The following is a 13,685-nucleotide window of genomic DNA, read 5'->3' as shown; positions in this document are numbered from 1 at the left end:
TCACCGGCATCAACAATGCTCCTGTTATGTTTCTGGTGGCGGGCAACCTTGGGGGGGCCGGCCGGGGGGGCGCCCCCCCCGGGGGCCCGGGGCCCCCGGGCGGGGGCCACGGCCCCCCGAAGGGAGTAACCCCATGAGACGGGCCCTGCTGACCGGCCTGCTGCCACTCCTGCTCTCCGCCCCGTCCGCCGCGCTGCCGTCCGCCGCGAAACCACCCGCCGGAGCGACCGGCGCCGGGGTGGTCGGGGTGGTCGAGGTGGCCACGGCGGCCCAGCTCGCCGGCGCGCTGGCCGCGGCGCTTCCCGGGCAGACCATCAGGCTCGCGCCCGGCGAGTACCACGGCGCCTTCGTCGCCCGGCGTCCCGGGACGTCCGCCGCCCCGATCACGCTGACCGGACCGGCGGAGGCCGTCCTGGTCAACGACGGTCCCTCCGGCGCCGCGCCGTCCTGTCCCGCGCCCGGCGGCGGCTGGGACCCCGGCTACGGGCTGTGGCTGTACGAGGCGCCGTACTGGCGGCTCACCGGGTTCACCGTCAAGGACTCCAAGAAGGGCGTCGTCCTGGACGCCTCCCCCCACGTGGTGATCGACGGCGTGTACGTGCACCACGTCGAGGACGAGGGCGTGCACTTCCGACGCAGCTCGTCCGACGGCGTCCTGCGCGGCTCCCGCATCACCCACACCGGCCTCGTCCAGCCCGGTTACGGCGAGGGCGTCTACCTCGGCTCGGCCGGCTCCAACTGGGGCTGCCACGGCAACACCGGCGGCGCGGACCGCTCGGACCGCGTCCAGGTCGTCGGGAACACGATCGGCCCGTACGTCGCCGCCGAGCACATCGACGTCAAGGAGGGCACCAGCGGCGGCCTGATCAGCGGCAACACCTTCGACGGCACCGGCGTCAGCGGCCAGAACTCCGCCGACTCCTGGGTGGACGTCAAGGGCTCCGGCTACACGATCGAGAACAACACCGGCACGTTCGCCCCGCCCGGCACCTTCGCCAACGGCTACGAGACGCACAATCCGGTCACGACGCCGTCCTTCCTCAACGGCTGCGGCAACGTCTGGCGCGGCAACCGGTCCGATCTCGGCGGCGTCGGCGCGTACGCCGTCAAGATCACATCGACGTCGAAGTGCGCGGCCGATCCCAACGTCGTGCGCTCCTCCAACACCGTCACGGGAGCCACCCGCGGGCTGACGAACGTCCCGGTGACCCCGGGCTGACGGCCCGCTCGCGAGCAGCCGCCCGGCCCGCGGGCGGCGCCCTCGCCGTGCCGCGCGCCGCCCGGGTGAACCCCGCCCAACAGGGTTAAGAAACCTTCCTAACTTCATTGACAGCCCTCAGCGCCCTGCGCCACGATCCCGGTAAGCGGCTCGGCGCGGCTTCCTTCCCCAGGATGTGACGCGCTCAGCGAAAGACTCCTGCCCCGGCCGCCCACGGGACCGTGCTCCGATCTCTCACCCCCAGGAGAATCGCCATGTCCAGAGTCCGCCTGGCCGTCATGGCCGTCATGGCCGTGATCGGCCTGGTGGCCGGCCTGCTCGTGGCCGCCACCGCCTCGGCCGGCACCGCCGAGACGCTGCTGTCACAGGGCAAACCCGCCACCTCCTCCTCCAAGGAAGCCTCCTCCTACGCCGCCGCCAAGGCCTTCGACGGCGACCTCGCCGCCACCCGCTGGGCCTCGGCCGAAGGCCACGACCCCGAATGGCTGCGCGTCGACCTCGGCGCGTCCGCCCAGATCAGCCGGGTCAAGCTGACCTGGGAGGACGCCTACGCCACGTCGTACAAGATCCAGACCTCCCCGGACGGGAGCGCCTGGACCGACGTCTACTCCACCACCACCGGCGACGGCGACGTGGACGACCTCACCGTGACCGGCACCGGCCGCTACGTCCGCATGTACGGGACCGCGCGCGGCACCGACTACGGCTACTCCCTGTGGGAGATGCAGGTCTACGGCGGCGGCGGCACCCAGCCCACCGACCCGCCGGGCGACACGTTCGTGGTGGCCGCCGCCGGTGACATCGCCGAGCAGTGCACCGCCAGCTCCTCCTCCTGCGTGCACCCGAAGACGGCCGCCCTGGTCGAGTCGATGAACCCCGAGTTCGTCATCACCATGGGCGACAACCAGTACGACGACGCCCTGCTGTCGGACTTCCGCAACTACTACGACAAGACGTGGGGCAGGTTCAAGGCCAAGACCCGCCCGGTCCCCGGCAACCACGAGACCTACGACCCGGCCGGGTCCGAGGCCGGCTACAAGTCCTACTTCGGCGCCATCGCCTTCCCGCAGGGCAAGAGCTACTACAGCTACGACCGGGGCAACTGGCACTTCGTCGCGCTCGACTCCAACCACTTCGACCAGTCGGCCCAGCTCACCTGGCTCAAGAGCGACCTCGCCGCCACGACCAAGCCGTGCGTGGCCGCGTACTGGCACCACCCGCTGTTCAGCTCCGGCGAGCACGGCAACGACCCCGTCTCCAAGCCCGTGTGGCAGGCCCTGTACGCGGCCGGCGCCGAGTTCGTGCTCAACGGCCACGACCACCACTACGAGCGGTTCGGGCCGCAGAACCCCAGCGCCCAGGCCGACACCGCGAAGGGCATCGTCGAGGTGCTCGGCGGGATGGGCGGCGCGTCGCCGTACCAGATCGAGAACGTGCAGCCCAACAGCCAGAAGCGGCTGAGCGGCACGTTCGGGGTGCTGAAGCTGACCTTCGCCGGCAGCACGTTCGGCTGGCAGCTGATCGGGACCGACGGCTCGGTCAAGGACAGCAGCCCGACCTACTCCTGCCACTAGATGTACATCTCGCTTCTCGGCACCCGGCTGACCAGGGCGGTGCCCGCCAACGTGGTGGCGCTCGGCCTGGTCAGCCTGGTCACGGACATCTCGTCGGAGATGGTCACCGCGGTCCTGCCGCTGTACCTGGTGGGCGCGCTCGGGCTCAGCCTGGTGCAGTTCGGCCTGCTGGACGGCCTGTACTTCGGCGCCACCGCGCTGGTCAGGCTGGCCGGCGGGCACGCCGCCGACCGGTGGAGCCGCCGCAAGCTGGTCGCCGGGCTCGGGTACGGGCTCTCGGCCGTCTGCAAGCTGGGCCTGCTCGCGGCCGGCGGGTCGGCCGCCGCCCTCGGCCTGGTGCTGGCCGCCGACCGCACCGGCAAGGGGCTGCGCACCGCGCCCCGGGACGCCCTCATCACGCTGAGCGCCCCGCCCGACCGGCTGGGCGGCGCGTTCGGGGTGCACCGGGCGATGGACACCGTGGGCGCCTTCCTCGGGCCGCTGGCCGCCTTCGCGGTGCTGACCGCGACGGCCGGCGCCTACGACGCGGTGTTCGTGACGAGCTTCTGCGTGGCCGCGCTGGCCGTGCTGCTGCTGGCCCTGTACGTACGGGACCGGCGCGGCCCGCTGACCGCCCGCGTCCGGCTACGGGCGGCGGTGACGCGGGAGCCCGGGTTCCGCCGGGCCTGCCTGGTGGCGGTGGCGCTCGGCCTGGTCACGGTCAGCGACTCGTTCGTCTACCTCGTGCTGCAGCGGAGGCTGGCGATCGCGCCCGAGCTGTTCCCGCTGCTGCCGCTGGGCACGGCGGGGGCGTACCTGCTGCTCGCGGTGCCGCTCGGCAGGCTGGCGGACCGGTTCGGGCGGGCGGCGGTGTTCGTCGCCGGGCACGTGGCGCTGCTCGCGGTCTACCTGGTGCTGATGGGCCCGGCCTGGCTGCTGCCCGCGCTGCTGCTGCACGGCCTGTTCTACGCCGCCACCGACGGGGTGCTGATGGCCCTGACCGGGCCGATGCTGCCCGAGAGCGTGCGCACCGGCGGGCTGGCGCTGCTGCAGACCGGGCAGGCCACGGCCCGGATGGTGTCGTCCATCCTGTTCGGCCTGCTGTGGGCCGGGACGGGGGAGGGGCCGGCGCTGGCGGTGATGGCCGCGGGGCTGGTGACGGCGTCCGCGATCGCGTGGCGGGCGCTGCGATCACAAGGAGGTCGTCCATGAGACGGGTGCTCGTGCTCCTGGCCGCCGTGGTCCTGCTGGCGGGCGGCGCGACCGCGTACGCCACCTGGGCGGCGTCCTCGCGCCAGGCCGGGCCGGCCGTGGCGGGCTTCGACACCGGCGAGCCGGGCCGGGTGCTGGTGCGCAGCGGCGGACGCGTCGCCTCCGTGCCGCTCGCCGACCCGGGCGCGCCGCCGCGGGTCAGCTCCCGGGCCTGCGACCGCTTCTACACGGCGAACGGCACCACCCTGTGCCTGGTCACCCGGCCCGGCCCGCTGCCGAAGACCGAGGCGCTCGTCCTGGACCGGTCGCTCAAGGAGACCCGCCGGATCAACCTGGCCGGCGTGCCGAGCCGGGCCCGCGTGTCGGCCAGCGGCCGGATGGCCTCCTGGACGGTGTTCGTCACCGGCGACTCCTACAGCACCGGCGGCTTCTCCACCTGGACCGGCATCCTCGACACCCGGACCGGCTACCTCATCACCAACATGGAGGACATCCCGCTCTACCTCGACGGCCGCCGCTACCACTCGGCCGACGTCAACTACTGGGGGGTCACGTTCGCCGCCGACGACAACCGCTTCTACGCGACCGTCGCGACCAAGGGCAAGACGTACCTGGTGGAGGGCGACTTCGGGGCCTGGCGGGCGCGCGCGCTCAGGGAGAACGCCGAGTGCCCGTCCCTGTCGCCGGACGGGACCCGGCTGGTGTTCAAGAAACGCGTCTCGCCGGGCCCGTGGCGGCTGCACCTGCTGGACCTGGCCACGATGCGGGAGAGCCCGCTGGCGGAGCGGGCCAGCATCGACGACCAGGCCGCCTGGCTGGACGACCGCACCGTCATGTACGCCAAGGACGGCGACGTGTGGGCGGCCGACGTCGGCGGCGGCCCGCCCCGGCGGCTGGTCCCCGGCGCGAGCTCACCCGCCGCCGTCCGCTGACCCTGACGGCCCCCTCTCCCAAGGGGCCGTCAAGGGAGCCGGATGAGACGCCGTTCGACCGCGGCCGTGACCGCGGCCGTGCGCGTGTCCACGCCGAGCTTGTCGTAGATGTGCACCAGATGGGTCTTGACGGTGGCCTCGGTGATGTAGAGCCGGCGGGCGATCTCCCGGTTGCTCGCCCCGCCGGCCAGCAGCTCCAGCAGCTCGATCTCGCGGGCGCTCAGCGCCGGGCCCGGCTCGCGCATGCGCCGCATCATCCGGGTCGCCACCTTGGCCGACAACACGCTCTCGCCCCTGGCCGCGGCCCGGATGCCCTGGAACAGCTCCTCCGGCGGGCACGCCTTGAGCAGGTAGCCGATGGCCCCCGCGTCGACGGCCCGCATGATGTCGGCGTCGCTCTCGTACGTCGTCAGCACCAGCACCTGCGGCGGCGCGGGCAGGTCGCGGACCCGCCGGGTGACCTCCACGCCGTCGACGCCCTCGCCGAGCTGCAGGTCCATGAGGACGACGTCGGGGCAGCAGGCGGCGATGCCGCGCAACGCCTCGGCGCCGTCGGCCGCCTCGCCGACGATCTCCATGTCGGGCTCGCCGCCGAGCAGCGCCACCAGCCCCGCCCGGACCACCGGATGGTCGTCGACCAGGAACAACCTCATGCCTCACCGCCGTCCAGGGCCCGCGGCGGCCAGGCGGCGGGCACCCGGGCCGCGACCGCCGTGCCCTCGCCGGGCGCGCTCTCCACGACCAGGACGCCGTGCACCTCGGCCAGCCGGTCGCGCATCGCCCGCAACCCGTAGCCGCGGCCGGGGGCGGGAGCCGGTTCGGCGAAGCCGACGCCGTCGTCGAACACGTCGAGCGTCACCTCGCCGTCGAGGTAGGACAGGGTCACGGTGACCGTCACCCCGGCCGCCGGGTCCGCCGCCGGGGCGGCGTGGTCGCGGGCGTTGGCCAGCGCCGCCTGCGCCACCCGCAGCAGCGCCGCCTGCACCTGCGGCGCCAGCGGGTACTCCTCGCCCGCCAGCCGGAAGCGCACCCGCGGCCCGGTCTCGCCGGCGTCCGCGCAGAGCCGGGCCAGGGCCTCGGGCAGCGTGACGTCCACCAGGCCGGGCGGCTGGAGGTCGCGGACGAACCGCCGCGCCTCGGCCAGGTTGTCGGCGGCGGCCGCGGCGGCCCGCCGTACGTGGGCGCGGGCCTGGGCCGGGTCGGCGGCCCACATGCGGTCGGCGGCCTGGAGCAGGATGCCCATGCTGGTCAGGCCCTGGGCCAGGGTGTCGTGGATCTCCCTGGCCAGCCGCTCGCGCTCCTCCAGGACGCCGGTGCGGTGGCGGGAGTCGGCCAGCGTGCCCCGCGTGCTGATCAGGTCGTCGATGAGCAGCCGCCGGGCTTCGCTCTCGCGCTGGAGCTCCCCGAAGATCACCGCCGTCATGGCCGCGATGCCGACCGGCGCGAGGATCAGGCTGACGTCGAGCTCGCGGGCGATCTCCAGCTGGGCCGCGATCACCACCAGGGTCAGCGCCGCGGCGGCCACCGCGAAGGCGCGCGCGTCGAGCAGCCGCAGACACAGGAAGAGCAGGGGGACCGCGCACCAGCTGAACGACGGCGCCAGCACCACCAGCGCCAGCCACACCGCCGCCACGCCGCCCAGCCAGACCAGCCGCCCCCGCCGGCCCAGCCGGTCCCACCAGACGATCCCGGCCGCGTACGCCAGCGCGAGCAGGCCGCAGACGGCCAGCGACGTCACCGTCTGGGCGCTCATGCCGTGACGGGACACCAGCCGCAGGGCCGAGGCGGCGAGCAGCAGGTAGAAGCCGACGTGCATGGCCCAGTTGAGCCAGGTGCGCTCCCTCATGGCCCTCCCCGTCGCCGCGCCCTTTCGACACTATCCCCTGGTCGAGGGTGGCCCCTGCCAGGGCGGCGGCGCATCAACCGATCGGTTGACCCGGCACTCGTCCGCTCGGCGCGCGGGGATCGCCCGTGCTCCCGATGGCCCGCGGCGGTCCGCCCGGAAACCTGGAGGTGTCCGACTTCGCCCTGACGAACTGGAGAAACCATGAACATCCGTACTCGCCTGGTCGCCGGCTCGCTGTCGGGGCTGGCCGTGCTGGCCGGCGCCGTCGCCGCCACCTCGCCCGCCCAGGCCGCCGACGCCGCCAGGGTCGCCGCCGCCGAGCCCGTCGTGCAGACCGGCACGCTCTCCGCCGACGCCGCGCTGAAGATCGCCGACGCCGCCCTGAAGGAGGCCGTCAAGCAGAAGCAGCGCGTCACCGTCGTGATCGTCGACCGGTCCGGCGCGACCCGGCTGGTGCTCAAGGGCGACGGCGCGGGCCCGCAGACCGAGGAGTCGGCCCGGCGCAAGGCGTTCACCGCGGTGTCCTTCGGCCGGACGACGTCCGAGCTGGGCAAGGGCATCGACGGCGGCGGGCCGTCCATCGCCGACATCCCCGGCACCCTCTTCCTCGGCGGCGGCGTGCCGGTCGCCTCCGGCGGCGCCCCGGTCGCGGGCATCGGCGTCGGCGGCGCCCCCGGCGGCGACATCGACGAGTCCATCGCCCAGGCGGGCCTCAAGGCGGTCGCCGGGCAGCTGCGCTGACCGGCTGGACCGGCCCCCCGGCGCGCCGCCGGGGGCGGGCGGACGGAAGGATGAGGGGATGAACCGCCGAGCCATCCTCACCTGGGGACTCGGTCTGATGCTCGCGGCCTGCGGCGGGCGCGAGGTGAAGGGAGCGGGAATGGCCGACGAGGAACTGCTGGCGGGAGCCGCGCGCGGGGACGCCGCCGCCGTCCGGGACGCGCTCGGCGCCGGGGCCGACGTCGAGGCCCGCGACGGGCAACGCCGTACGGCCCTGCTGCTCGCGGCGGCGGCCGATCACGTCGAGGTGGCCAAGGTGCTCGTCGCGGCGGGCGCCGACCCCGACGCCCAGGACGCCAGGAAGGACACCCCCTGGCTGGTCACCGGCGTCACCGGGAGCGTGGCGATGCTCAAGGCGCTGCTGCCCGCCGGGCCCGACCTGACCAGGCGCAACCGGTACGGAGGCGTCTCCCTCATCCCGGCCTGCGAGCGCGGGCACGTCGAGTACGTGCGCGAGGTGCTGAAGACCGGCATCGACGTCGACCACGTCAACGACCTGGGCTGGACGGGCCTGCTGGAGGCGGTCATCCTCGGCGACGGCGGCGAGCGCCACCAGGAGATCGTGCGGCTGCTCATCGCGGCGGGCGCCGACGTCGACCTGGCCGACCGCGACGGCGTCACGCCGCTCGCCCACGCCGTCTCCAAGGGCCAGCGGGAGGTGGCCGCCCTGCTCCGCGCAGCCGGAGCCCACTGACGCGGCGTGACCCCCGGGGCGGCTCGTCAGGAGCCGCCGGGGCCGCTGTCGCGCAGGTGGGCGATGCCCAGGTCGAGCGCGGCCTCCAGGTGGGTGGTCTCGCCGGTGGACAGCAGGATCAGCACGCCGCCCTGGATGCCGGCGAGCAGCGCGGCCGCCGCGCGGTCGGCGTCGAGGCCCGGGTCGATCTCGCCGGCGGCCTGCATGTGCCGCACGCCGGCGGCGATCTCGCCCTGCCAGCGCCGCATCAGCTCGGTGACCACCGCCCGCGCGCCGGGCGTGCCGCTGCCCAGGTGGGAGGTGACCGAGTTGAGCGGGCACAGCCGGCCCTGCCGCCGGTAGCGCCCGACGACCTTGTCGCGCCACGCCTGCCAGGCCTCCCAGGAGGTGAGGGCGTCGAGCTGGGGACGCTGGTCGGCCAGCACCCGGTCGGCCTCCAGGCGGGCCACGGCCAGCAGCAGCTCCTCCCGGCCGCCCGGGAAGTAGTGGAAGAGCTGGCTCTTGCTGGTCGCCGTCCTGGCCAGCACGTCGTCGAGGGTGGTGGCGGCCACGCCGTGCTCGCGGATGTGGAGGGCCGCGCCCTCCAGGATGCGCTGCCGGGTGGCGGCTCCCTTGCGGGTCAGCGTGCGCACGATCAGCCTCCAGAGTGGACCGGGCGGTCCATGCTAGCCGGGCGGCCTCTGCGGGCGTCCGGGAGGCGGGCGTGCGGGAGGCGGGCGTCCGGAGCATGCTGGACGCCTGCTATGGTGTGAAATGCTTGTGATTCTCAGCTAGGAGACCAGACATGGCAGGTGACGACGACATCTCCGGGTGATACCGGAGGTTGATCGGCCCCGGGCGTGTGCGCGTGAGCGCCGCCGGCGCGGCCGCGTTCGTCGTTTCCCGAATCCCTGTCCTTCCACCGGGCGGCTTCGGCATGCCCGCGTTCTCCGTCGAGGTCTTCTTCACATGTCCGACGCGTTCATCGTCTGCTCCAACCTGTCCTTCTCCTGGCCTGACGACACCCCCGTCTTCAGCGACCTGTCCTTCAGCGTGCCCGGCGGCCGTACCGGCCTGGTCGCCCCCAACGGCGCCGGCAAGAGCACGCTGCTCAAGCTGATCGCCGGGGAGTACCGGCCGCGCTCGGGCGGCGTGTCCGTCAACGGCGTGCTCGGCTACCTGCCGCAGAGCCTGCCGCTGGCCGGCGACCTGACCGTGGCCGAGGTCCTGGGCATCGCCCCGGTGATCGCCGCGCTCAACGCCATCGAGGCGGGCGACACCGCCGAGGAGCACTTCACCACCATCGGCAACGACTGGGACATCGAGGAGCGCACCCGTGCCCAGCTCGACCGGCTCGGGCTCGGCCACCTCGACTTCGCCCGCACCCTGCGCACGCTGAGCGGCGGGCAGATCGTCTCGCTCGGCCTGGCCGCGCAGCTGCTCCGGCGTCCCGACGTGCTGCTGCTCGACGAGCCCACGAACAACCTCGACCTGGACGCCCGCAACCGGCTGCACGCCGTGCTCGGCGACTGGAAGGGCTGCCTGCTCGTGGTCAGCCACGACCGCGCCCTGCTCGACCGCATGGACCGCATCGCCGAGCTCGACCGGGGCGAGGTGCGCTTCTACGGCGGCGACTTCACCGCCTACGAGGAGGCCGTGCGCACCGAGCAGGAGGCCGCCGAGCGCAACGTGCGCACGGCCGAGCAGGAGCTCAAGCGCGAGAAGCGGGAGATGCAGCAGGCCCGCGAGCGCGCCGAGCGCAGGGCCGGCAACGCCGCCCGCAACCTCAAGAACGCCGGCCTGCCGCGCATCTTCGCCGGCAACATGAAGCGCGGCGCCCAGGAGTCGGCCGGCCGGGCGGGCCAGACGCACGCCGCCCGCGTCAGCGACGCCAAGGCCCGGCTCGACGAGGCGGGCCGCGCCCTGCGCGACGACCAGCGCATCTCCCTGCAACTGCCGGGCACCAACGTGCCCGCCGGGCGCACGGTCTTCCAGGGCGAGCACCTCATGGCCCGCGGCCTGTTCGCCGAGCCCGGCATCGACCTGGTCGTCCGCGGGCCCGAGCGCATCGCGCTGACCGGCCCCAACGGCGCAGGCAAGTCCACGCTGCTGCGCCTGATCACCGGCGACCTGGAGCCCGACGGCGGCACCGCCCGGCGGGCCGACGGCCGGGTGGCCTACCTGTCGCAGCGGCTCGACCTGCTCGACGACGAGCTGACCGTGGCCGAGAACCTGGCCGCCTTCGCCCCCGCGATGCCGGCCGCCGAGCGGATGAACCTGCTGGCCCGCTTCCTGTTCCGGGGGGCGCGCGCCCATCTGCGGGTAGGTGTGCTGTCGGGCGGCGAACGGCTGCGCGCCACGCTGGCCTGCGTGCTGTGCGCGGAGCCGGCGCCCCAGCTCCTGCTGCTGGACGAGCCGACCAACAACCTCGACCTGGTCAGCGTGGGCCAGCTGGAGAGCGCGCTCGGGGCGTACGAGGGGGCGTTCGTGGTGGTCAGCCACGACGAGCGGTTCCTGGCGGAGATCCGGGTGGACCGCCGGCTGGAGCTGTCCGGCGGGCGGCTGCTGGAGGGCGGCGGGCCGGACCAGGGGTGACGCCCTTCTAGGGGGCTATTTCCGGACATATTACTAAACTTGGATGGTTCGTTCTCTTGTGTCATTCAGGTTTGTATAGGTAGGTTTGGCGGCTATGACCGCATCGAAGGCTCCGACGACCGCCGAGGAGCTGCGCGGCGCCGGGCTGCGGGTGACCGCCGCCCGGGTCGCGCTGCTGGAGACCGTCCGGGAGGGTGACCACCTCGGGGTCGAGGCGATCGCCTCCGGGGTGCGCGAGCGCGTGGGTCATATCTCGTTGCAGGCCGTGTACGACGCCCTCCACGCGCTCGCCGCCGCGGGGCTCGTCCGCCGCCTCGACCCCCCTGGCAGCTCGGCCCTGTACGAGGGCCGCGTCGGGGACAACCACCACCATCTCGTGTGCCGGTCCTGCGGCGCCGTGGCCGACGTCGACTGCGCCGTCGGCCACGCCCCCTGCCTGACCGCCTCCGACGACCGCGGCTTCGCCATCGACGAGGCCGAGGTCATCTATTGGGGCCTGTGCCCCGCCTGTTCCACCGGCAGCAGTTCCTGAGCACCCAGATTCCGCCTCGTCCGGAAGGATTCCCATGTCTGAGAACCATGATGCGATCGTCACAGACGCCAAGTCGGAGGACTCGGGCGGCTGTCCGGTCGCGCACGAGCGCGCCCCGCACCCCACCCAGGGCGGCGGCAACCGCCAGTGGTGGCCGGAGCGGCTCAACGTCAAGATCCTGGCCAAGAACCCGGCCGTGGCCAACCCGTTCGGCGAGGGCTTCGACTACGCCGCGGAGTTCAAGACCCTCGACCTCGCGGCCGTCAAGCGGGACATCGCCGAGGTGCTGACGACCTCGCAGGACTGGTGGCCGGCCGACTTCGGCCACTACGGCCCGTTCATGATCCGGATGGCCTGGCACAGCGCGGGCACGTACCGCATCAGCGACGGGCGCGGCGGCGCCGGGGCCGGGCAGCAGCGCTTCGCGCCGCTCAACAGCTGGCCGGACAACGGCAACCTGGACAAGGCCCGCCGCCTGCTGTGGCCGGTCAAGAAGAAGTACGGCCGCAAGATCTCCTGGGCCGACCTGCTGATCCTCACCGGCAACGTGGCCCTGGAGTCGATGGGCTTCCAGACCTTCGGCTACGCCGGCGGCCGCGAGGACGCCTGGGAGCCCGACGAGGACGTCTACTGGGGCCCCGAGTCCACCTGGCTCGGCGACCAGCGCTACACCGGTGACCGCGAGCTGGAGAACCCGCTGGCCGCGGTCCAGATGGGCCTCATCTACGTCAACCCCGAGGGCCCCAACGGCAACCCCGACCCGCTGGCGGCGGCCCGCGACATCCGCGAGACCTTCCGCCGCATGGCGATGAACGACGAGGAGACCGCAGCCCTCATCGTCGGCGGCCACACCTTCGGCAAGACGCACGGCGCCGGCCCCGCCGACAACGTCGGCCCCGACCCCGAGGCCGCCCCGATCGAGCAGATGGGCCTCGGCTGGCGCAACAGCTACGGCACCGGCAAGGGCGGCGACGCCATCACCAGCGGCCTTGAGGGCATCTGGACGACCACCCCCACGACCTGGGACAACAGCTTCCTGGAGATCCTCTACGGCTACGAGTGGGAGCTGTTCAAGAGCCCTGCCGGAGCCAACCAGTGGCGGCCGAAGGACGGCGCCGGCGCCGGCACCGTGCCCGATGCCCACGACCCGGCCAAGCGGCACGCCCCGACGATGCTGACGACCGACCTGGCCCTGCGCGTGGACCCGATCTACGAGCAGATCACCCGCCGCTGGCTGGAGCACCCCGACGAGCTCGCCGACGCCTTCGCCCGCGCCTGGTTCAAGCTCACCCACCGCGACATGGGCCCGCTGGCCCGCTACCTCGGCCCGGAGGTCCCGGCCGAGCCGCTGCTGTGGCAGGACCCGCTGCCCCCGGTGACGCACGAGCTGGTCGACGCGGCCGACGTCGCCGCCCTCAAGGAGCAGATCCTCGCCACGGGGCTGTCGGTGTCCGAGCTGGTCTCCACCGCGTGGGCCTCGGCCTCCTCCTTCCGCGGCAGCGACAAGCGCGGCGGCGCCGACGGCGCGCGCATCCGCCTGCAGCCGCAGAGCGCGTGGGAGGTCAACGACCCCGACCGGCTGGCGACCGTGCTGGGCACGCTGGAGGGCGTCCAGAAGGCTTTCAACGGCGCCCAGACCGGCGGCAAGCAGGTCTCGCTGGCCGACCTGATCGTGCTGGCCGGGTGCGCGGGCGTCGAGCGGGCCGCCAAGGAGGCCGGCTTCGACGTCCAGGTGCCCTTCACGCCGGGACGCGCGGACGCCACGCAGGAGCAGACCGACGTGGAGTCGTTCGCCGCGCTGGAGCCGGTCGCCGACGGGTTCCGCAACTACCTCGGCAAGGGCAACCGCCTGCCGGCCGAGTACCTGCTGCTCGACCGGGCCAACCTGCTGACGCTGAGCGCGCCGGAGATGACCGTCCTGGTGGGCGGCCTGCGGGTGCTGGGCGCCAACCACCGGCAGTCGACGCTCGGCGTCCTCACCACGACCCCGGGGAGGCTGACCAACGACTTCTTCGTCAACCTGCTCGACCTGGGCACGACGTGGCACCCGACCGAGGACGCCAACGTCTTCGAGGGCCGCGACGCCGCCACCGGCGAGGTGCGGTGGACCGGCACCCGCGCCGACCTGGTCTTCGGGGCGAACTCCGAGCTGCGCGCGGTCGCCGAGGTCTACGCCAGCGACGACGCCGAGGAGAAGTTCGTCCGTGACTTCGTCGCGGCGTGGGACAAGGTCATGAACCTCGACCGGTTCGACCTGGCCTGAGCGTGACCGGAACGCCCGGGGCGGTCGCCCCGGGCGTTCCGCGTGCCCGGGAACCTGCGGGGCGGCGGGACCGGCCGCCC

12 protein-coding genes are annotated in these 13,685 nt (G+C 73.6%); 9 read left to right on the top strand and 3 right to left on the bottom strand.

What is annotated here, in order from left to right:
* Positions 1-133: 133 nt before the first annotated feature.
* The 4 genes from ACIBQ8_RS49640 (at position 134) to ACIBQ8_RS49625 (ending at position 4,916) form a co-directional block, all read left to right on the top strand.
* Positions 134-1,219 carry a hypothetical protein gene (locus ACIBQ8_RS49640; RefSeq protein WP_397195704.1) on the top strand — a complete coding sequence of 362 codons (1,086 nt, stop codon included), beginning with the start codon at positions 134-136 and terminating at the stop codon, positions 1,217-1,219.
* 254 nt (positions 1,220-1,473) lie between these two features.
* Entirely contained in the window at positions 1,474-2,793 is a 1,320-nt protein-coding gene (locus ACIBQ8_RS49635) for a discoidin domain-containing protein (RefSeq protein ID WP_397179012.1), read from the top strand.
* Positions 2,794-3,984, top strand: a complete 1,191-nt coding sequence (locus ACIBQ8_RS49630) for an MFS transporter (protein ID WP_397195703.1) — start codon at positions 2,794-2,796, stop codon at positions 3,982-3,984. It begins immediately after the preceding gene.
* Positions 3,981-4,916, top strand: coding sequence for a TolB family protein (locus ACIBQ8_RS49625; RefSeq protein WP_397195702.1), 936 nt, complete (start codon positions 3,981-3,983; stop codon positions 4,914-4,916). The genes ACIBQ8_RS49630 and ACIBQ8_RS49625 overlap by 4 nt, the downstream gene beginning before the upstream one ends.
* 29 nt (positions 4,917-4,945) lie before the next feature.
* On the opposite strand, the gene ACIBQ8_RS49620 is transcribed toward ACIBQ8_RS49625, so the two are convergent.
* Together ACIBQ8_RS49620 and ACIBQ8_RS49615 are read right to left on the bottom strand one after the other, a co-directional pair.
* Complete coding sequence (locus ACIBQ8_RS49620) at positions 4,946-5,569, bottom strand: response regulator (protein ID WP_397179015.1); 624 nt, start codon at positions 5,567-5,569, stop codon at positions 4,946-4,948.
* Entirely contained in the window at positions 5,566-6,762 is a 1,197-nt protein-coding gene (locus ACIBQ8_RS49615) for a sensor histidine kinase (protein WP_397195701.1), read from the bottom strand. Before ACIBQ8_RS49615 ends, ACIBQ8_RS49620 begins: the two co-directional genes overlap by 4 nt.
* Positions 6,763-6,963: 201 nt before the next feature.
* Between ACIBQ8_RS49615 and ACIBQ8_RS49610 the strand changes: the two genes are divergently transcribed.
* Both ACIBQ8_RS49610 and ACIBQ8_RS49605 read left to right on the top strand, forming a co-directional pair.
* Positions 6,964-7,503: a heme-binding protein gene (locus tag ACIBQ8_RS49610; protein ID WP_397195700.1), complete on the top strand. Its 540-nt coding sequence runs from the start codon at positions 6,964-6,966 to the stop codon at positions 7,501-7,503.
* 58 nt (positions 7,504-7,561) lie between these two features.
* Positions 7,562-8,236, top strand: coding sequence for an ankyrin repeat domain-containing protein (locus ACIBQ8_RS49605; protein WP_397179018.1), 675 nt, complete (start codon positions 7,562-7,564; stop codon positions 8,234-8,236).
* A gap of 26 nt (positions 8,237-8,262) precedes the next feature.
* Here the strand turns inward: ACIBQ8_RS49605 and ACIBQ8_RS49600 are convergent, their stop codons facing one another.
* Positions 8,263-8,868 (bottom strand): TetR/AcrR family transcriptional regulator, encoded by a 606-nt coding sequence (locus ACIBQ8_RS49600; RefSeq protein ID WP_397179019.1) that lies wholly within the window; start codon positions 8,866-8,868, stop codon positions 8,263-8,265.
* A 316-nt stretch (positions 8,869-9,184) separates the two neighbouring features.
* On the opposite strand from ACIBQ8_RS49600, the gene ACIBQ8_RS49595 reads away from it, so the two are divergent.
* The 3 genes from ACIBQ8_RS49595 (at position 9,185) to katG (ending at position 13,605) form a co-directional block, all read left to right on the top strand.
* Positions 9,185-10,810 carry an ABC-F family ATP-binding cassette domain-containing protein gene (locus ACIBQ8_RS49595; RefSeq protein WP_397179020.1) on the top strand — a complete coding sequence of 542 codons (1,626 nt, stop codon included), beginning with the start codon at positions 9,185-9,187 and terminating at the stop codon, positions 10,808-10,810.
* Between the two features lie 94 nt (positions 10,811-10,904).
* Positions 10,905-11,342 carry a Fur family transcriptional regulator gene (locus ACIBQ8_RS49590; RefSeq protein WP_352327424.1) on the top strand — a complete coding sequence of 146 codons (438 nt, stop codon included), beginning with the start codon at positions 10,905-10,907 and terminating at the stop codon, positions 11,340-11,342.
* A gap of 34 nt (positions 11,343-11,376) precedes the next feature.
* Entirely contained in the window at positions 11,377-13,605 is a 2,229-nt protein-coding gene (katG, locus tag ACIBQ8_RS49585; protein WP_397195699.1) for a catalase/peroxidase HPI, read from the top strand.
* Positions 13,606-13,685: the final 80 nt, after the last annotated feature.

Origin of the sequence: Nonomuraea sp. NPDC049646 (assembly GCF_044465525.1) — a bacterium.
GTDB lineage: Bacteria > Actinomycetota > Actinomycetes > Streptosporangiales > Streptosporangiaceae > Nonomuraea.
This window is presented reverse-complemented; position numbering and strand designations above follow the sequence as displayed.

What these genes read in the sequence shown, in the direction of transcription:
- ACIBQ8_RS49640 (WP_397195704.1), top strand. Translation starts at nt 134, where the DNA reads ATGAGACGGGCCCTGCTGACCGGCCTGCTGCCACTCCTGCTCTCCGCC.
- ACIBQ8_RS49635 (WP_397179012.1), top strand. Translation starts at nt 1,474, where the DNA reads ATGTCCAGAGTCCGCCTGGCCGTCATGGCCGTCATGGCCGTGATCGGC.
- ACIBQ8_RS49630 (WP_397195703.1), top strand. Translation starts at nt 2,794, where the DNA reads ATGTACATCTCGCTTCTCGGCACCCGGCTGACCAGGGCGGTGCCCGCC.
- ACIBQ8_RS49625 (WP_397195702.1), top strand. Translation starts at nt 3,981, where the DNA reads ATGAGACGGGTGCTCGTGCTCCTGGCCGCCGTGGTCCTGCTGGCGGGC.
- ACIBQ8_RS49620 (WP_397179015.1), bottom strand. Translation starts at nt 5,569, where the DNA reads ATGAGGTTGTTCCTGGTCGACGACCATCCGGTGGTCCGGGCGGGGCTG.
- ACIBQ8_RS49615 (WP_397195701.1), bottom strand. Translation starts at nt 6,762, where the DNA reads ATGAGGGAGCGCACCTGGCTCAACTGGGCCATGCACGTCGGCTTCTAC.
- ACIBQ8_RS49610 (WP_397195700.1), top strand. Translation starts at nt 6,964, where the DNA reads ATGAACATCCGTACTCGCCTGGTCGCCGGCTCGCTGTCGGGGCTGGCC.
- ACIBQ8_RS49605 (WP_397179018.1), top strand. Translation starts at nt 7,562, where the DNA reads ATGAACCGCCGAGCCATCCTCACCTGGGGACTCGGTCTGATGCTCGCG.
- ACIBQ8_RS49595 (WP_397179020.1), top strand. Translation starts at nt 9,185, where the DNA reads ATGTCCGACGCGTTCATCGTCTGCTCCAACCTGTCCTTCTCCTGGCCT.
- ACIBQ8_RS49590 (WP_352327424.1), top strand. Translation starts at nt 10,905, where the DNA reads ATGACCGCATCGAAGGCTCCGACGACCGCCGAGGAGCTGCGCGGCGCC.
- katG (WP_397195699.1), top strand. Translation starts at nt 11,377, where the DNA reads ATGTCTGAGAACCATGATGCGATCGTCACAGACGCCAAGTCGGAGGAC.